Annotated in this window: 14 protein-coding genes; 8 read left to right on the top strand and 6 right to left on the bottom strand. The window is 60.5% G+C overall.

Going from position 1 to position 18,029, the window contains the following annotated elements:
* Positions 1 to 85 precede the first annotated feature (85 nt).
* From ACYZTR_RS06525 to aauR, 5 genes are all read left to right on the top strand, one after another.
* Complete coding sequence (locus ACYZTR_RS06525; protein ID WP_461977399.1) at positions 86 to 832, top strand: amino acid ABC transporter permease; 747 nt, start codon at positions 86 to 88, stop codon at positions 830 to 832.
* Positions 832 to 1,503: an amino acid ABC transporter permease gene (locus ACYZTR_RS06520; protein ID WP_461979602.1), complete on the top strand. Its 672-nt coding sequence runs from the start codon at positions 832 to 834 to the stop codon at positions 1,501 to 1,503. Before ACYZTR_RS06525 ends, ACYZTR_RS06520 begins: the two co-directional genes overlap by 1 nt.
* Complete coding sequence (locus tag ACYZTR_RS06515) at positions 1,500 to 2,234, top strand: amino acid ABC transporter ATP-binding protein (protein ID WP_461977397.1); 735 nt, start codon at positions 1,500 to 1,502, stop codon at positions 2,232 to 2,234. The genes ACYZTR_RS06520 and ACYZTR_RS06515 overlap by 4 nt, the downstream gene beginning before the upstream one ends.
* Positions 2,235 to 2,398: 164 nt before the next feature.
* A complete protein-coding gene (aauS, locus tag ACYZTR_RS06510) occupies positions 2,399 to 4,300 on the top strand; it encodes a two-component sensor histidine kinase AauS (protein ID WP_461977395.1) in 1,902 nt (633 codons plus the stop codon).
* Complete coding sequence (gene aauR / locus ACYZTR_RS06505) at positions 4,297 to 5,625, top strand: two-component response regulator AauR (RefSeq protein ID WP_461977393.1); 1,329 nt, start codon at positions 4,297 to 4,299, stop codon at positions 5,623 to 5,625. Before aauS ends, aauR begins: the two co-directional genes overlap by 4 nt.
* A gap of 46 nt (positions 5,626 to 5,671) precedes the next feature.
* Here aauR and ACYZTR_RS06500 read toward each other — a convergent pair whose 3' ends face one another.
* The 3 genes from ACYZTR_RS06500 to metE form a co-directional block, all read right to left on the bottom strand.
* Positions 5,672 to 6,337, bottom strand: coding sequence for a DsbA family oxidoreductase (locus tag ACYZTR_RS06500; protein WP_461977391.1), 666 nt, complete (start codon positions 6,335 to 6,337; stop codon positions 5,672 to 5,674).
* Between the two features lie 89 nt (positions 6,338 to 6,426).
* Positions 6,427 to 7,446 (bottom strand): alpha/beta fold hydrolase, encoded by a 1,020-nt coding sequence (locus ACYZTR_RS06495; protein WP_461977389.1) that lies wholly within the window; start codon positions 7,444 to 7,446, stop codon positions 6,427 to 6,429.
* Positions 7,447 to 7,662: 216 nt separating this feature from the next.
* The gene (gene metE, locus ACYZTR_RS06490; protein WP_461977387.1) at positions 7,663 to 9,975 is read right to left on the bottom strand and encodes a 5-methyltetrahydropteroyltriglutamate--homocysteine S-methyltransferase; all 2,313 of its coding nucleotides are present in this window, start codon (positions 9,973 to 9,975) and stop codon (positions 7,663 to 7,665) included.
* 107 nt (positions 9,976 to 10,082) lie between these two features.
* Here metE and metR point away from each other — a divergent pair, with 107 nt between their 5' ends.
* Positions 10,083 to 11,000, top strand: a complete 918-nt coding sequence (gene metR / locus ACYZTR_RS06485) for a transcriptional regulator MetR (RefSeq protein ID WP_290023492.1) — start codon at positions 10,083 to 10,085, stop codon at positions 10,998 to 11,000.
* 33 nt (positions 11,001 to 11,033) lie between these two features.
* On the opposite strand, the gene ACYZTR_RS06480 is transcribed toward metR, so the two are convergent.
* The 3 genes from ACYZTR_RS06480 to ACYZTR_RS06470 form a co-directional block, all read right to left on the bottom strand.
* Positions 11,034 to 11,540, bottom strand: coding sequence for a GNAT family N-acetyltransferase (locus tag ACYZTR_RS06480; RefSeq protein ID WP_461979600.1), 507 nt, complete (start codon positions 11,538 to 11,540; stop codon positions 11,034 to 11,036).
* A gap of 107 nt (positions 11,541 to 11,647) precedes the next feature.
* Positions 11,648 to 12,079, bottom strand: a complete 432-nt coding sequence (locus ACYZTR_RS06475) for an NUDIX hydrolase (RefSeq protein ID WP_461977385.1) — start codon at positions 12,077 to 12,079, stop codon at positions 11,648 to 11,650.
* Positions 12,080 to 12,205: 126 nt separating this feature from the next.
* Positions 12,206 to 13,561, bottom strand: coding sequence for an HD domain-containing phosphohydrolase (locus tag ACYZTR_RS06470; protein WP_461977383.1), 1,356 nt, complete (start codon positions 13,559 to 13,561; stop codon positions 12,206 to 12,208).
* A gap of 260 nt (positions 13,562 to 13,821) precedes the next feature.
* On the opposite strand from ACYZTR_RS06470, the gene ACYZTR_RS06465 reads away from it, so the two are divergent.
* Together ACYZTR_RS06465 and ACYZTR_RS06460 are read left to right on the top strand one after the other, a co-directional pair.
* Entirely contained in the window at positions 13,822 to 16,128 is a 2,307-nt protein-coding gene (locus ACYZTR_RS06465) for an EAL domain-containing protein (RefSeq protein ID WP_461977381.1), read from the top strand.
* A complete protein-coding gene (locus ACYZTR_RS06460) occupies positions 16,125 to 18,014 on the top strand; it encodes a putative bifunctional diguanylate cyclase/phosphodiesterase (protein ID WP_461977379.1) in 1,890 nt (629 codons plus the stop codon). The genes ACYZTR_RS06465 and ACYZTR_RS06460 overlap by 4 nt, the downstream gene beginning before the upstream one ends.
* Positions 18,015 to 18,029 lie beyond the last annotated feature (15 nt).

Here is an 18,029-nt window from a genome sequence, read left to right as displayed (position 1 = left end):
TGTGTGCCTGACCGTCAAGGTCGGGCGGGAACGGAGCTCCCCCAGGCGGGCATTTGTACATCGATCGATCTGAGGGGAGACCCTAATGAATTACAACTGGGACTGGAGCGTGTTCTTCAAGTCCACCGGCGTAGGCAGCGAAATTTATTTCGACTGGTACCTCTCCGGTTTGGGCTGGACCATCGCCATCGCCGTCGTGGCCTGGATTATTGCCCTGTTGCTGGGCTCGATTCTGGGTGTCATGCGCACCGTGCCGAACCGCATCGTATCGGGCATTGCGACCTGCTACGTCGAACTTTTTCGTAACGTGCCGCTGCTGGTTCAGCTGTTCATCTGGTACTTCCTGGTGCCCGATCTACTGCCTCAAAACCTGCAGGACTGGTACAAACAGGACCTTAACCCGACCACTTCGGCCTTCCTCAGTGTCGTCGTGTGCCTGGGTCTGTTCACTGCCGCGCGGGTTTGCGAACAAGTGCGTACCGGCATCCAGGCGTTGCCTCGCGGCCAGGAAGCCGCCGCTCGCGCCATGGGTTTCAAGCTGCCGCAAGTTTACTGGAACGTGCTGCTGCCCCAGGCTTACCGGATCATCATTCCGCCGCTCACCTCGGAATTCCTGAACGTGTTCAAGAACTCGTCCGTGGCCTCGCTGATCGGTCTGATGGAGTTGCTTGCGCAGACCAAACAGACCGCCGAGTTCTCCGCCAACCTGTTCGAAGCCTTCACCCTGGCGACCCTGATCTACTTCACGCTGAACATGGGCCTGATGTTGCTGATGCGCATGGTCGAGAAAAAAGTGGCCGTACCGGGCCTGATCTCCGTAGGGGGTAAATGATGGAATTCGACTTCTCGGGCATCATCCCGTCCCTGCCGGGCCTGTGGAACGGCATGGTCATGACCCTGCAACTGATGGCGCTGGGCGTGGTCGGCGGGATCATCCTCGGAACGATCCTGGCACTGATGCGCCTGTCCCACAGCAAATGGCTGTCGAACATTGCCGGCGCCTACGTTAACTACTTCCGTTCGATCCCGCTGCTGCTGGTCATCACCTGGTTCTACCTGGCGGTGCCGTTCGTGCTGCGCTGGATCACCGGCGAAGACACCCCGATCGGCGCGTTCGCTTCCTGCATCGTGGCGTTCATGATGTTCGAAGCGGCGTACTTCTGCGAAATCGTCCGGGCTGGCGTGCAGTCGATTCCCAAGGGCCAGATGGGTGCTGCCCAGGCCCTGGGCATGACGTATGGCCAGATGATGCGTTTGATCATCCTGCCGCAAGCGTTCCGCAAGATGACCCCGCTGCTGCTGCAACAGAGCATCATCCTGTTTCAGGACACCTCGCTGGTCTATGCGGTCGGCCTGGTGGACTTCCTCAATGCCTCGCGTGCCAGTGGCGACATCATCGGCCGCTCGAATGAGTTCCTGATCTTCGCAGGGCTCACGTACTTCACAATCAGCTTTGCCGCCTCGCTGCTGGTCAAGCGTCTGCAAAAAAGGTTCGCCGTATGATCTCTATCAAGAACGTCAACAAGTGGTATGGGGACTTCCAGGTACTGACTGACTGCAGCACCGAGGTCAAAAAAGGCGAAGTGATCGTGGTGTGCGGGCCGTCCGGTTCCGGCAAATCCACGCTGATCAAATGCGTCAATGCCCTGGAACCGTTCCAGAAAGGCGACGTGGTGGTCGATGGCACGTCCATCGCCGACCCGAAGACCGACCTGCCGAAACTGCGTTCGCGCGTCGGCATGGTGTTCCAGCATTTCGAACTGTTCCCGCACCTGACCATCACCGAAAACCTGACCATCGCGCAGATCAAGGTGTTGGGGCGCAGCAAGGAAGAAGCCAACAAGAAAGGCTTGCAATTGCTTGAGCGCGTCGGCCTCTCCGCCCACGCCCACAAGCACCCGGGCCAGCTCTCCGGTGGACAGCAACAGCGTGTGGCGATTGCCCGTGCGCTGGCGATGGACCCGATCGTCATGCTGTTCGACGAACCGACCTCGGCGCTGGACCCTGAAATGGTCAATGAAGTACTCGACGTGATGGTGCAACTGGCCCACGAAGGCATGACCATGATGTGCGTGACCCACGAAATGGGCTTCGCCCGTAAAGTGGCGGACCGGGTGATCTTCATGGACCAGGGCAAGATCATCGAAGACTGCAAGAAAGAGGATTTCTTCGGCGACATCAGCCACCGCGCCGAGCGTACACAGCACTTCCTTAACAAGATTCTGCAGCACTAAGCATCGGGCGCCGCTGCCCCTGTGGGAGCTGGCTTGCCTGCGATAGCGGAATGTCAGTCGACATCATCAATGACTGACCGGCCGCCATCGCAGGCAAGCCAGCTCCCACAAGGGCCGGCGGTGATCTGGAGATTTGTGTTGTGGTTGACCCCAAGGCATCTGTGATGAAATGCGACCCCACTCTCTATCGCGCCGCGCCGCCATCACTCGCCGTGAAACCCCGTCTGATTCGCCACCTGCTCCTCCCGCCGCTGGTCATCGCCCTGATGATCGGGTTGGGTTACATCGGCTTCTGGGTCAGTGAACACTACGGGATCCGCAGCCTCAGCGAGAACGGCCAGCGTCAGCTCGAACTGCACGCCCGCGCCGTCGAGAGCGAGATCAGCAAGTACACCTACCTGCCCAGCCTGCTGGAACTTGAATCCAGTGTTTCGAAGCTGTTGGCCGACCCGTCACAGGAACACCGGCAGACGGTCAATGAATACCTCGAAGGCCTGAACCGACGCAGCCGCAGTCGGGCTATCTATGTGATGGACACCACCGGTCGCGTCATGGCCACCAGTAACTGGCGCGATGTCGACAGTTACCTGGGCGAAGACCTGTCCTTTCGCGCCTACTTCCAAAACGCCGTGCGCGGTCAGCCGGGGCGCTTCTACGGCATCGGCAGTACCAGCGGTGAGCCCGGTTACTACCTGGCTCATGGCCTGGAAGAACACGGCAAGATCATCGGCGTCGCGGTGGTCAAAGTCCGCCTCGAAGCCATGGAAGAACGCTGGCAGCGCGCCCGCCTGGAGGCCTTCGTCAGCGATGAGAACGGCATCATTATTCTCTCCAGCGATCCGGCACGACGGCTCAAATCAGTGGTGCCGCTGAGCGACGAGACCAAGGAAAAACTGGCCCGCAGTCTTCAGTATTACTGGTTCCCGCTGAACGAACTGCAACCGCTCGCCCGGGAACAACTGGCAGAAGGCGAGGAAAAACTGACGTTCCCGGCCAACAGCGAACTCGTGTCCGACGAAGAGAACATCAGCTACCTCTCGCAAACCCGCCCATTGAGCGATACCCCGTGGAATTTCACTTTGCTCACACCGCTGCAGGATTTGCGGCGTGAAGCGATCAATCAAGGGATTCTGGTGGCGGTGGCGTTTGCCCTGGTGGCGTTCCTGCTGATCGCCTGGAACGAGCGGCGCAAGGTGATCGCCACGCGCCTCGCCGCCCGGGAAGCCTTGCAGGAAGCCAACAATCAACTGGAGCGTCGGATTACCGAACGCACCACCGATCTGCGCGCCAGCAACGAACGGCTCAAGGGTCAGATCCGCGAACGGCGTCTGGCCGAAGAGACGCTACGCCGCGCCCAGGATGAACTGGTGCAGGCCGGAAAACTCGCGGCCATCGGCCAGATGTCCACCAGCATCGCCCACGAATTGAACCAGCCACTGGCAGCGCTGCGCACATTGTCCGGCAACACCGTGCGTTTCCTTGAGCGTGGCCAGTTGGACGTTGCCAGCACCAACCTCAAGACCATCAACGAACTGATCGACCGCATGGGCCGGATCACCGCCAGCCTGCGTTCCTTCGCCCGTCGCGGTGACGACAAAGGTCAGGCCAGTCTTGGCAAAGCAGTGGATGCCGCCTTGCAGCTGCTGGGCGGTCGCGTGGAAAGCGCTCATCTGCAACTGCACCGAGACTTCGCCGATCTTCAGGTGCAGATCGACCAAACCCGCCTCGAGCAGATTCTGGTCAACCTGATTGGCAACGCCCTCGACGCCATGCAGGCACAGCCGCTGCCGGAGTTGTGGCTGGAAGGCGAAATCTTCGACGGCAAATATCGCCTCCGTGTACGCGACAACGGCCACGGCATCGACGCCGAAGCACGCAAACATCTGTTCGAACCGTTCTTCACCACCAAACCCGGCGAACAGGGCCTGGGCCTCGGCCTGACCCTTTCCGCCAGCCTGGCCGCTGCCACCGGCGGGCATCTGGGTGTCGAACACCCGGCCAGCGGTGGTACCACCTTCGTTCTCAGTTTACCGTTGGTAAGCCCCACTCACGCCGAGCCAATATGAACAACGACCTTAGTGTGCTGATCGTCGAAGACGACCCCCATGTGCTGCTCGGCTGCCAACAGGCGCTGACCCTTGAAGACATTCCCTGCGTGGGCGTCGGCAGCGCCGAAGAAGCGCTGGAGCGGGTCGGCGATAACTTTGCAGGCATCGTCATCAGCGACATCCGCTTGCCGGGCATCGACGGCCTGGAATTGCTGACCCGACTCAAGGCCCGCGACCGCAGCCTGCCGGTGGTACTGATCACCGGCCACGGCGACATCTCCATGGCCGTGGGCGCGATGCAGAAAGGCGCCTACGACTTTATGGAGAAACCCTTCTCCCCCGAACGCCTGGTCGACGTGGCGCGCCGTGCGCTGGAGCAACGCAGCCTCGCGCGCGAAGTCTCGTCGTTGCGTCGGCAATTGGCGGAACGGGATTCCCTCGAAGGCCGGATCATCGGACGCTCACCGGCCATGCAGAACCTGCGGGAACTGATCGCCAACGTCGCAGACACCTCGGCCAACGTGCTGATCGAAGGCGAGACCGGCACCGGTAAGGAGTTGGTCGCGCGTTGCCTGCATGACTTCAGTCGACGGCACACCCAGCAGTTCGTCGCGCTGAACTGCGGTGGCCTGCCGGAAAACCTGTTCGAAAGCGAAATCTTCGGTCATGAAGCCAACGCCTTTACCGGCGCTGGCAAACGGCGGATCGGCAAGATCGAGCACGCCGACGGCGGTACGCTGTTCCTCGATGAAGTGGAAAGTATGCCGCTTTCCTTGCAGATCAAACTGCTGCGGGTGTTGCAGGAGCGCACCCTCGAACGCCTTGGCTCGAACCAGAGCGTGGCGGTGGATTGCCGGGTGATCGCGGCGACCAAGTCCGATCTGGATGAATCGAGCAAGGCTGGTGAGTTTCGCAGCGACCTGTATTACCGCTTGAACGTGGTGACCCTCGAACTGCCACCACTGCGCGAACGACGCGAAGACATTCTGCAATTATTCGAACACTTTCTGCAGCAGTCGTCCCTGCGCTTCGACCGCGCGGTGCCGGACCTGGACAACCAGACCCTGTCAAACCTCATGAGCCACGACTGGCCGGGTAACGTGCGCGAACTGCGCAATGTCGCCGAGCGTTTTGCCCTCGGCCTGCCGGCCTTCAAGAAGTCCGGCGCCAGCGGTAGTAATCAGGGCCTGGCCTTCGCCGAAGCGGTAGAAGCTTTCGAACGCAACCTGCTCAGCGACGCCTTGCAACGCAGCGGCGGCAACCTGACCCAGGCGAGTCTGGAACTGGGCATGGCCAAGACCACGCTGTTCGACAAAGTGAAGAAGTACGGGCTGAGCCACTGATGGACCTGATTCCCACGCGGGAGCGTGGGAACGATCTCAGGCCAGGTCAGCTCACGGTGCCGCCCTTTGTTTCGCTCATGATTTGCCGAATCGCCCCGACAAAGGTGTCCACCGGCTGCCCGCCAGTGACGGCGTATTGTCCGTTGAACACCACTGTCGGTACCGAACTGACGCCTCGCGACAGCCACAACTGCTCTTCCTCGCGAACCTCTTTGGCGAACTCGTCCGACGCCAGAATCGCTTTGGCACGTGAGCAATCCAACCCCACGCTTTCAGCGATCTGCGCCAGTTGCGCGTGATCGGACGGATTGCCGCCCTCAGTGAAGTACGCCTTGAACAGCGCCTCTTTCAGATTGAACTGCAGCCCTTCCAGCCCCGCCCAGAACAGCAAGCGATGAGCATCGAAAGTGTTGTAGATGCGGCTGTTGCCGTCCGTGCGAAAGGCAAATCCGACCTCGGCGCCACGCGCGCGGATCATCTCGCGATTCTTCTGCGATTGCTCAGGTGTCGAGCCGTACTTCTCGGTGATGTGTTCGGTGATGTTCTGTCCATCCGGCCCCATCTTCGGGTTCAGTTCGAACGGCTGGAAACGGATCTCGGCCTGCACCTCGTCGCCCAGCAAATCCAGCGCTCGGGTCAGGCCGTAGAGGCCGACAACGCACCAGGGGCAGGACACGTCGCTGACGAAATCGATTTTCAGGGGGGTACTCATCACACACCTCGCAGGCTTGGATTGCGCCGGAAAGTTTGAACGATACACCCGACGAGGCCCGAGGTGGCAGCCGTTCCACTCCCGGTGGGTTAGAGAAGATTCGGTGCCGTCACCGGATCAATCTGCGCCCAATGCGAGGTGTCTTCGCGGTGGGCCTGCAAGTACGGCAACACCGCCGCCAGCAGCGGCGCCTTGAACGCCTCCTGAAAACGATGCGCCAGCCCCGGAATCAGCTTCAACTGACTGCCGCGGATATGGGCCGCCAAATGTACGCCGTGCATCACCGGCAACAGCGGATCGGCGGTGCCGTGGACCACCAGCGTCGGTACCCGCAGTTGATTGAGCAGCGCGACACGACTGCGCTCGGCGAGAATCGCCATGATCTGGCGCTTCACGCCTTCGGGGTTGAACGCACGGTCATAAGAGAGCGCCGCCTGATGCAGCAGCCCCTGCCGATCATCGCTCACCGTCGGGCTGCCCAGCGCCGCCAGCAAATCGGCTTGTTGTTCCAGCGCCACTTCGCGATTCGGCGCGCCGCGTCGCGACAACAACTGCACCAACGCCGCACTTGGCGCCGGCAAGCCTTCAGCCCCGGAGCTGGTCATGATCAACGTGAGACTTTCCACACGCTGCGGCGCCATCGCCGCCATATGCTGGGCGATCATCCCGCCCATGCTCGCGCCCAATACGTGAAATTGCTCGACGTGCAACGCATCCATCAAGCCAAAGGCATCATCGGCCATATCGGTCAGGGTGTACGGCGCCGACACCGGCAAACCGAGTTTGTAGCGCAGCACTTCGAACGTCAGGTTGGCGTCGACCGGCGCTTGCCGCCAGGTCGAGAGCCCGACATCGCGATTGTCATAGCGAATCACCCGAAACCCCTGCTGACACAGCGCGATCACCACCTCATCCGGCCAGTGAATCAACTGCCCGCCCAGGCCCATCACCAGCAACAACGCTGGGTCGGACGCACGGCCAATGCTCTGGTACGCCAGGCTCACCTGCGCCAGATCGGCATGTTCGGTTGGAACATTGACATCGCAACGAGACGCCGCGAAAGACGGCAGGCCAAATAACAGCAAGGCCAGAAAAATGAATGCACGCATGAAAAACACCGAAACACAGAACCCCAGTAGAGCGCGAGTCTGATGAAGTTTGTTCAAGCGCGCTGCCACAGTTACGTGACAGTTTGATGAAGAGTGCTGAACGGTCGTATTCGGACAGAAGATCGTCCCCACGCTCCGCGTCCCTGCCGAAGCGATTGCTGCGCGTCCATTGAGGCATCCACGCGCGTGGGAACGATCAAACAGACGCTACATTTGCTAAGCCAACTGACCCCGCAACTGCCGCGCCGCCGCCACCATGTTCACCAACGCCGCTTCGGTCTCAGGCCACGCCCGAGTCTTCAACCCGCAATCCGGATTGACCCACAACCGCTCGGCCGGAATCCGCTTCACCGCTTTGCTCATCAATTTGACCATCTCGGCCGTGTCCGGCACCCGTGGCGAGTGGATATCGTAGACGCCCGGGCCGATGTCGTTCGGGTAGTCGAACGCTTCGAAAGCCTCCAGCAACTCCATGTTTGAACGCGAGGTCTCGAGGGTGATCACGTCGGCGTCCATGGCCGCGATGGACTGGATCACATCGTTGAACTCGCTGTAGCACATGTGGGTGTGGATCTGGGTTTCGTCCCGCACACCGGAGGCGCTCAAGCGGAAGGCTTCCACCGCCCAGTCGAGGTATTCCTGCCATTGCGCCCGGCGCAGCGGCAAGCCTTCGCGGAATGCAGCTTCGTCGATCTGCACGATTTTGATACCGGCAGCTTCCAGGTCGACCACTTCTTCACGCAGGGCCAATGCCAATTGCTGCGCCTGGATTTTGCGCGAGACGTCTTCGCGCGGGAACGACCACATCAGCATGGTCACGGGACCGGTGAGCATGCCCTTCATGACCTTGTCGGTCAGGCTCTGCGCGTAGGTGATCCAGTCGACCGTCATCGGCTTCGGGCGGCTCAGGTCGCCATAGATGATCGCCGGTTTGACGCAACGCGAACCGTAGCTCTGAACCCAGCCGAAACGGGTAAACACGTAGCCGTCCAGTTGCTCGGCGAAGTACTCGACCATGTCGTTGCGCTCGGCTTCACCGTGCACCAACACGTCCAGACCCAGGCGTTCCTGGACTTGCACGGCATGGCGGATTTCGCTGTGCATGGCGTCGGTGTAGTCGTTGGCCGACAGTTTGCCTTGCTTGAACGCTTGCCGCGCCAGACGAATTGAACCGGTCTGCGGGAACGAGCCGATGGTCGTGGTCGGGAATGCCGGCAGTTTCAACCGCGCACGTTGTTGCTCGATGCGTTCGGCAAACGGCGAATGGCGTTGGCTGTCCGCCGCGCCGATGGCGTTGATGCGCGCCTGCACCTCAGCTTTGTGAATACGCGGCGACTGGGCGCGGCTGGCCTGGATCCCACGGCTTTCGGCGAGGGCGGCTTGCACTTTGGGTGATTGCGGGTCGTTCAGGGCATCGCGCAGCACGGCGATTTCACCGCATTTCTGCACGGCAAACGCCAGCCAGCTTTTCAGCTCCGGGTCGAGTTTGTCTTCGCGCTCCAGATCCACCGGGCTGTGCAGCAGCGAGCAGGAACTGCTGACCCACAGGTTGTCACCAAAACGTTCCTGGGCTGGTTGCAGTTGAGCGAGGACTTGCTCCAGCTCGCAGCGCCAGACGTTGCGGCCGTTGACCAGACCCACCGAGAGAATCTTGTAAATCGGCAGACGATCCAGCACCTGGCCGAGCTGATCCGGCGCCCGCACCGCATCGATGTGCAAGCCTTGCACCGGCAGGCTGACCGCCAGGCCGAGGTTGTCTTCCAGACCACTGAAGTAGGTCGCCACCAGTTTTTTCAGCGGCGAGTATTGAAGGATGTGATAGGCGCGTTCGAAAGCGTTTTTCCAGGCCTGTGGCAGGTCAAGGGTCAGGATCGGCTCGTCGATCTGCACCCACTCCACACCTTGGGCGGCGAGGCGACCGAGGATTTCGCCATAGATCGGCAGCAGGCGTTCGAGTAGATCGAGCTTGTCGAAGTCGTTGCCTTTGGCCTTGCCCAGCCACAAGTAAGTCAGCGGGCCGATGATCACAGGTTTGACGTTGTGCCCCAGGGCCTTGGCTTCGTCGACTTCGTCGAACAGTTGTTCCCAGCTCAGTTTGAACGGCTGGTCAGCGGTGAACTCCGGGACCAGGTAGTGGTAGTTGGTGTCGAACCACTTGGTCAGTTCCTGGGCGTATTGCGCTTTGCTGTGTTCGCCGCCGCAGCAGGTAGCCGTGGCGCCACGGGCCATGGCGAACAGGGTGTCGAGGGTCGGCAGACCGCGTTCATCTTTGGCGCTGTCGAAACGCTCGGGAATCACACCGAAGGTCAAGGAATGGGTCAGGACCTGGTCGTACCAGGCGAAGTCGCCCACGGGCAGCAGGTCGATGCCGGCGTCTTTCTGCAATTTCCAGTGGGTGGCGCGCAGTTGGCGGCCGACGCTTTTCAGCGCGTCCTGATCCAGATCGCCCTTCCAGTAGGATTCGAGGGCTTTTTTCAGTTCGCGGTCAGCGCCGATGCGCGGGAAACCAAGTGTGTGGGCCAGAGCCATGATGAATTTCTCCCTGTAAAAGATGGCCCTATTGTCGACAGCCAACCCAACATGAGACAAACTCAACTTTTTCGTGTTGATCACGAGTTTTCCTCATGGAGCCACCAGTGCTTGAAATCCGTCACCTGAAGACCCTGCACGCCTTGCGCGAAGCCGATAGCCTGGTGGATGCGGCCGACCGCCTGCACCTGACTCAGTCCGCCCTGTCCCATCAGTTCAAGGAACTTGAGGAACGGCTGGGGATGCCCCTGTTCGTGCGCAAGACCAAACCAGTGCGCTTCACCAGCGCCGGTTTGCGTCTGCTGCAACTGGCCGACGCCACTCTGCCGTTGTTGCGGGGTGCCGAGCGCGATATCGCGCGGCTGGCCGGTGGCACTGCCGGGCGTTTGCACATGGCGATCGAGTGTCACAGCTGCTTTCAGTGGCTAATGCCGACCATCGACCAGTTCCGCGATGCCTGGCCGGAAGTCGAACTGGACCTGGCCTCGGGGTTCTCCTTCGCCCCGCTGCCTGCGCTGGCCCGTGGCGACCTGGATTTGGTGGTGACCTCCGATCCACTGGAACTGGCCGGGATCACCTATGTGCCGTTGTTCACCTACGAAGCGATGCTTGCGGTGGCCAACCAGCACCGTTTGGCGAGCAAGGCCTACATCGTCCCGGAAGATTTGCTCACCGAAACGCTGATCACCTACCCAGTGGAACGTGATCGGCTGGACATCTTCACCCGCTTCCTCGAACCGGCCGATGTCGAACCGGCTCAGGTCCGCACGTCGGAACTGACGGTGATGATGATGCAATTGGTGGCCAGCGGCCGCGGTGTGTGCGGCATGCCCCATTGGGCGCTGCATGAATACAGCTCACGGGGTTACGTGAAGGCCAAGCGGTTGGGCGAGAAGGGTTTGTTTGCGACGCTGTACGCCGGGATTCGGGCCGACATGCTGGATGCGCCGTATATGCGCGATTTTTTGCTGACGGCCAAGGACACGTCGTTCTCGACATTGGATGGTGTCAGCGCGGTTCGCTAACACCGATCGTTCTCACGCTCCGCGTGGGAACGATCAGGGTCGAGTGATCTCCCGCCACATATGGATCTTGTCGAAGTAATCCTCGTCCACCCGCACCGCCAAAGGTTCGAGGCCAAACTGGATGAAGCCGCAACGCTGGTACAGGTTGAACGCGGCTTCATTGCCGGCGGTGACGGTCAGCTGGATCAACCGCAGGCTCTGGCGGGACTGCGCTTCAGTCAGGGCGGCCTGCACCAGGTGAAAACCGAACCCGCGTTGCCGGACCTTGCCGGACACATACATGCCAAACAATGTCGCCTTGTGCCGGGCCTTTTCCCGAGGTTCAAAGGCCAGGCCGACGATGCCTGCCAACTCACCGTCTTCGAATGCGCCGAACACCACGTCCAGCTTGCTGGCCAGGCGTGATTCCCACCAACTCAGCGGCATCACCGCGCGTTCGCGCACGCTGGAGGTAAACGCCTGGGGGTGCAGGTCGTAGGCTTCGAGCATCAGCGCCCGATAATCCAGGGCGTGACTGGCATCAAGCCGCTCAATCCACATGTTCAAGCCGTCCGTCGTTGTTCAAGCATCCAACTCCCAGCGCTGACAGGCTTTAAGCGGAATCATAGGCAGTCCTGGCACTTATAAAATTAGCGTTGCGCAAATGTTCAGGCGGTCGTCAACGAAGCTCGATAAAACGGCAGGATCAGGTCCCGTGTCAATGGCGCCAGCGTGACATTGCCGTCGGTGGCCGGGTCGATCCAGCGCACCTCTTCGATCTCCGCCGCAGGCGATACGTCTGAATCGATGGTCAGCTGAAAGAGTTCGGCCTGGACGACAAAACCCGGCTCGTTGGCGGCCGGTGCCGAGAATTGCCCAAGATAGGTGGCGTGTGCCGGATCGATGATCAATCCCAATTCTTCTTCCAGTTCACGGGCCAGGGCGTGAACCGGTTGCTCATGGGCGTCGATCTTGCCCCCCGGCTGCATGAACGCCTCGGTGCCGCGCTTGCGGACCAACAGCGTGCGACCGTCCGGGCCGATCAACAGGGCGGCGGCGATGCGGATGAGGCGGGGCGAGGCAGCGGATGAAAGCGTCATGGATCGGGTTTGGCCTTGAGGAAAAAGCGCAAGGATCACATGAGTGTTGGTGCGTCGTCACGCCGAAAAAATCTGTTGAGCATCCGCCGATCTCCTGTGGGAGCGGCGGCGTAGAGTCCGGAAAAACTATCCCGCCTCGAGAATCGCGCCCTCGTCTTCCGGCACCTTCACAAAAATGCTGTATTTCGCACCTTCCATGGCTTCGAAGGCGATCAACTTCTCCACCAGCGGCCCATTCAACACCTTGCCGGCATTGAGCAGCAGCATGCCGTTGTCGGCATTGAGGTTGCGCGCCAGGATCATGCCCGGCGCCACTTCCCGTGTGGTCAGCACCTTGACCATCGGATCGGCCAACGAGACATCGCTCAGGTACGCGGCACAGACCTGGATGAAATCCTCCACCAGTTCGGGATCGTAGAGCCGCCCGGCATAGCTGCGGATGTAGACCAGCGCTTCATCGCTGTTCATCAGCCGCTCGAGGATCAGTCCGCGCTGCAACTCGATGAAATCCACCGCCAGTTTCAGAAGGCGCGAACCGAACGGAATCGCCTCGCCCTTGAGCCGGTCGGGGAAACCGCTGCCATCCCAGCGCTCCTGATGATGAAGAATCAGACGAGCGGCGTCCTTCATCGGGTCGAGGGTCATCAACAGCGATTCGCTCTGCTTGGGATAACCGCGATAACGCTCCCGATCATTGTGGTGCAGCAGGTCCGCGGGCGCGGTGATCATGCTGTCGGTCCAGCTCAGCTTGCCGATGTTGTAGAGCGCCGCGGCCATGGCCAGGTCGCGGCTCGTGCCCTCGTCCAGTTCGTGGAGTCTGCAATACACACGCACCAGTTCGATGATCTGGCGGTTGGTCTGTTTGGCGGGGGGCAGGCGCAAGTTGGCCAGCAGCGAGAACACCTCGGTGCCGGTGACATAGCTGCGCTTGAGCTCTTCGTAGGCCAGGTCGAGCATGTCGGCAGTCTGCTGGAGTTCGGCGGTACGGGCGGCGACGTGTTTTTCCAGGGTGATGTTGAGCGACTTCAACTGGGCGTTCTGCCGCCGGGTCAACTGCTCCAGGCGCTGGCGTTCGCGCTCGGAATGTTGATGCGCCAGGGACTGGCGCAAGGTCAGGAGCATTTCCTCGTCATTCCAGGGTTTGCTGATGTAGCGGTGAATCTTCCCTTCGTTAATGGCTTTGATGATCGTGGGCATGTCCGCGTAGCCGGTGAGCAGAATCCGGGTCGTCGTCGGGTACAGCCGATGGATATGAGCCAGCAGCGTGGCGCCGTCCATGTTGGGCATGCGTGCGTCGGTCATCACCAGGTCGATGGATTGTTGTTCCATGATCTCCAGCGCCTGGGCACCGCTGGTGGCCAGCAGCACCTCGTAGGGCTGGCCGCGTAACAGGCGACGCAGGCTATTGAGGATAGATTCCTCGTCATCAACCAGCAGCACCTTGGGTTTATCGTACAAAGTCGTGGGGAGTTGCTCTTCCATGGCGTTACCTCAAGTAAAACGGGCACATCGTTGTAGCAGGCCCCGAGGCAAACATCCTCTATTTGCCGAAGCCTGACCTACAGGCTAGATGATTTTCAGCCCTCCAACGGAAATGATTCAGCTCATTGAGTTGCGCGAAGTGCTGGACAGACGACTATGCTCAGGTGACTCGGATCCATAATCTGTACGTTCGGCCAGGTGATCAGGGAAAGGATGCCCCCTATGAATAAACCGCACCACACTGCTGCCGGTACCGGCGTATGTCGCTAAATACGCTGCTGGCACGGACCAACCGACGGATTCTTATCGTCGACGACACCGCCTCGATTCATGCGGACTTCACCAAGATCCTCAGTCCACCATCGATTGAAGACGACAGCCTGATCAGCGCCGAAAATGCCCTGTTCGGCACCCCTGCGGCGCTATCGCTGCAAAGCTTCGTACTCGACTCGGCGTTTCAGGGCTTCGAAGCCCTGGACAAGGTCGAGACGGCGTTGGCCAACGACATGCCCTACGCAATGGCCTTCATCGACATGCGCATGCCGCCGGGCTGGGACGGGCTGGAAACCATCGAACGGCTGTGGCAGGTCGATCCCAAGCTGCAAGTGGCGCTTTGCACCGCCTACTCCGACTATTCCTGGGAAGACATCGACGAACGCCTGGAACTGGGCGATCGCCTGCTGATTCTGAAAAAACCCTTCGACGCCATCGAAATCCGCCAGATGGCCAGTGCACTGACTGCCAAGTGGCAAATGACCGAAGACGCGGCGCTGAAAATGTCGCTGCTGGAACAGGCGGTCGAGGAGCGCACACGGGAGCTGTCCGATGCCAACATCATTGTGCAGAACAGCCCGACCATTCTGTATCGGCTGCGGGGCGAGCCATCGTTTCCGCTGATGTACATCTCGCACAACATCACCAAGTACGGTCACGTCGCCGCGAACCTGGTGGCCTCGGCCAACTGGGCCCAGGAACTGATCCATCCCGATGATCAAAGGAAGGTCGACACCGCCATGGCCCGGGTGCTGGACCGTCATGCGGCGGGCGCGTCCATCGAGTTTCGGATGCGCACCGGCAACGGTGACTGGCGCTGGGTCGAAAACCGCTACATCCCGGTGCGCGACGATGAAGGCCGTTTGCTGGAAGTCGAAGGCATCATCATCGACATCACTGAGCGCAAACTGGCCGAGGAAAAAATCGCCCTGCTGGCCCGCACCGACGGGCTGACCGGGCTGGCCAACCGTGCGACGCTGATCGAACGGTTGCACCAGGCATTCGCCGCTGCTCGTCGGGGGGCGGCACCGTTCGCCATGTTTTACCTGGACCTGGATCACTTCAAGCGCATCAACGATACCCTCGGCCACCCGGTGGGCGACTTGTTGCTGCAAGAGGTTGCCCGCCGGATCAAGGCCTGTGTGCGCGAAAACGATGTGGTCGCCCGTCTCGGCGGTGACGAGTTCGCGATCTTGCAGCAGGACGTCGGCGACCCGACCGAATCCGCGGCCCTGGCCGCCAAGGTCCGCGATACGCTGGTATTGCCCTACTCCCTGGCCGGCAATGACGTACGGGTCTCGGTCAGTATCGGCATCAGCAGTTACGGCCCGGCCAGCACCAGCGCCGACTGCCTGCTGACCCAGGCCGACATGGCGTTGTATCGCTCCAAGGAAAAGGGCCGCAACCAGTACCACTTCCACTCCGAGGAGATCAATCAGGAGGTGGTCGAACGCATGACCATCGCCAGCGACTTGAGAGCGGCTATCGAACACGATGAACTCGAACTGCATTACTGGCCGGAAGTGGACTTGAGCAGCGGCAAAATCCTCGGCATGGAAGCTCAGGTCAGCTGGAACCACCCCGAGCGCGGTTTACTGGAAGGCCCGGCGTTCCTGCCCGCCGCGGAGAAGACCGGCACCATCGTCGCGCTCGGTCACTGGGTGCTGGATCACGCCTGCCAGCAAATGCGCCAATGGCGCGATGAAGGCATGGCACCGCCGGTGATCGCGATCAAGCTGTCCCTGGCCCAACTCAAAAGTGGTCCCGAGCTGATCTATGACGTGCTGCGCACCACCGCGCGCTGGGAACTCTGCCCCTGGGACCTGCGCTTTGACGTCACCGAAGCGACGCTGGCCCAGACCAAATGGACCCACAACGATGTGCTGCCGCGCCTGCGTGAGCTGGGGGTGAAGATTGCCATCGACGACTTCGGCACCGAGTATTCCTCGTTCGACTACCTCAAGACCTACCAGGTCAATCACCTGAAACTCGCTCAGGCCTTCATCGACACCGCCGCCCGCGATCCGGCCAGCGCGAACACCCTGCGCGCCATCATCAACTTTGCCCGTGAAGTCGGGATCGGCATCATTGCCGAGGGCGTTGAAACCCAGGAGCAGCGCAGCTCGCTGATGGCCACCGGTTCACCGATTAACGCTCAGGGTTACTTCTTCAGCAAAGCGGTCAGCAGCCAGCAGGCCGCCGAGTTGCTGAAGGCCGGCAGCATCGTGCCCCCGAACCACGACATCGGGCAGATTCTGGACAACCCGCCACGCTCAGCGGAGGACAAAGGATGAAAACGCCTTTCGTGCGGACCAACCGGCGCATCCTGATCATCGACGACACGCCCTCGATTCATGAGGATTTTCGCAAGATTCTCGGCCCTGAGATCGAAGATGAAGAGCCCGCAGGTGAACGGACCCTCGCCAGCGCTGAAGAAGCCCTGTTCGGTACGCTGCAGATTGATCGGCTGACGTTCCAGCTCGACTCGGCGTATCAGGGCCAGGAAGCCCTCGAACGGGTCAAACTTGCACTGGCCGAAGGTCGTCCCTATGCCATGGCGTTTACCGACATGCGTATGCCACCGGGCTGGGACGGCCTGGAAACCATCGAACAACTGTGGAAGGCCGACCCTCACCTGCAAATCGCATTGTGCACGGCCTATTCCGATTACACCTGGGAAGACATGGCCGAACGGCTGGAGTTCGGTGATCAGTTGCTGGTGCTGAAAAAACCCTTCGACAGCCTGGAAATCCGCCAGATGGCCAGTGCCCTGACCTGGAAATGGCAGATGGCGCAGGACGCGGCAATGAAGGTCCTGAGCCTGGAGAAAACCATCGAGGCGCGGGTCCACGAATTGCTCAAGGTCTCGCACCTGTTGCAGTACGACGTGCTGACCGAACTGCCCAACAGCACGTTGCTCGGTGACCGGCTGAACCAGTCCCTGGCCCTGTCCCGGCGTCACGACAAGCAACTGGCCGTGATGTTTCTGGGACTCGATCGCTTCAAGCGCATCAACAACGCCCTGGGCCATCCGGCCGGTGACGAGATGCTCAAACAGGTCGGGCGCAATCTGGTGGCGACTATTCGCGAGTCCGATTCGGTATTTCGCTACGGCTCTGATGAGTTCGTGGTGATCCTCGCCGATGTCCGCCACCCTCAGCAGACCAAGGGCATCGCCGAAAAACTCTTGAATGCCATCCGCGCGCCTCAGCACATTGCCGGCCACGACCTGTGCGTGACCGCCAGCCTGGGTATCAGCATTTATCCCGACGATGGCTTCGATGCCATCTCGCTGATCAAGAAAGCCGAAACGGCGATGCGCAACGTCAAGGAAAGCGGCCCGAACGATTACAGTTTTTTTATCGACGCCATGAACCAGCGCGCCCGGGATCAGCAAAGCATCGAGTCCGGCATTCGCCTGGCGCTGGAGCGCAACGAATTTGTCCTGCATTACCAACCCAAACTGGACCTGGGCAGCGGCCAGGTGGTCGGTGCCGAGGCGCTGATCCGCTGGCAAAAACCGGGGCACGGTCTGGTCTACCCATCGGATTTCATCGGTGTGGCCGAAGACAGCGGTTTGATCGTGCCGCTGAGCAAATGGGTGCTCGCCGAGGCGTGTCGACAAGCCTGCGCCTGGCAAGACGCAGGGCTGCCGAAAATCTGTATGTCGGTGAATATGTCGGCGATTGATTTCCGTCAGCGGGACTTTGTCGACGGCATCGAAATGACACTCAAAAAAACAGGTCTGGCCCCAGCCTTGCTGGAGCTGGAAATCACCGAAGGCGTGTTGATGCAGAACGTCGATACCACAGTGACCGCGCTGACCCGGCTCAAGGCCATGGGCGTGCGCCTGGCCATCGATGACTTCGGTACCGGTTATTCCAGCCTGAGTTACTTGCAGCGTTTTCCCATCGACGTGCTGAAAATCGACCAGTCATTCATTCGCGGCTTAAGCAGCGACAGCAACGACGCTGCCCTCGTCAGCGCCATCATCAGCCTGGGCCGAAGCCTCAAGCTGACCATCATTGCCGAAGGGGTGGAAACCCTCGAACAACTTGATTTCCTCAAGGCCCATCAATGCGAGGAAGGCCAGGGTTACTACTTCAGCAAGGCCGTGGAGCCGGAAGCGTTCGTCCGGTATCTGGGATCGGTGCAGCCCTCTTCATCCGCAGCCACGTGAACGATGCGCAACGAC

Source organism: Pseudomonas sp. Hz4 (assembly GCF_054898165.1).
Note: the sequence above shows the minus strand (reverse complement) of the source record. Positions and strands in the feature narration are given on the sequence as shown.

What these genes read in the sequence shown, in the direction of transcription:
- ACYZTR_RS06525 (WP_461977399.1), top strand. Translation starts at nt 86, where the DNA reads ATGAATTACAACTGGGACTGGAGCGTGTTCTTCAAGTCCACCGGCGTA.
- ACYZTR_RS06520 (WP_461979602.1), top strand. Translation starts at nt 832, where the DNA reads ATGGAATTCGACTTCTCGGGCATCATCCCGTCCCTGCCGGGCCTGTGG.
- ACYZTR_RS06515 (WP_461977397.1), top strand. Translation starts at nt 1,500, where the DNA reads ATGATCTCTATCAAGAACGTCAACAAGTGGTATGGGGACTTCCAGGTA.
- aauS (WP_461977395.1), top strand. Translation starts at nt 2,399, where the DNA reads ATGAAATGCGACCCCACTCTCTATCGCGCCGCGCCGCCATCACTCGCC.
- aauR (WP_461977393.1), top strand. Translation starts at nt 4,297, where the DNA reads ATGAACAACGACCTTAGTGTGCTGATCGTCGAAGACGACCCCCATGTG.
- ACYZTR_RS06500 (WP_461977391.1), bottom strand. Translation starts at nt 6,337, where the DNA reads ATGAGTACCCCCCTGAAAATCGATTTCGTCAGCGACGTGTCCTGCCCC.
- ACYZTR_RS06495 (WP_461977389.1), bottom strand. Translation starts at nt 7,446, where the DNA reads ATGCGTGCATTCATTTTTCTGGCCTTGCTGTTATTTGGCCTGCCGTCT.
- metE (WP_461977387.1), bottom strand. Translation starts at nt 9,975, where the DNA reads ATGGCTCTGGCCCACACACTTGGTTTCCCGCGCATCGGCGCTGACCGC.
- ACYZTR_RS06480 (WP_461979600.1), bottom strand. Translation starts at nt 11,540, where the DNA reads ATGTGGATTGAGCGGCTTGATGCCAGTCACGCCCTGGATTATCGGGCG.
- ACYZTR_RS06475 (WP_461977385.1), bottom strand. Translation starts at nt 12,079, where the DNA reads ATGACGCTTTCATCCGCTGCCTCGCCCCGCCTCATCCGCATCGCCGCC.
- ACYZTR_RS06470 (WP_461977383.1), bottom strand. Translation starts at nt 13,561, where the DNA reads ATGGAAGAGCAACTCCCCACGACTTTGTACGATAAACCCAAGGTGCTG.
- ACYZTR_RS06465 (WP_461977381.1), top strand. Translation starts at nt 13,822, where the DNA reads ATGTCGCTAAATACGCTGCTGGCACGGACCAACCGACGGATTCTTATC.
- ACYZTR_RS06460 (WP_461977379.1), top strand. Translation starts at nt 16,125, where the DNA reads ATGAAAACGCCTTTCGTGCGGACCAACCGGCGCATCCTGATCATCGAC.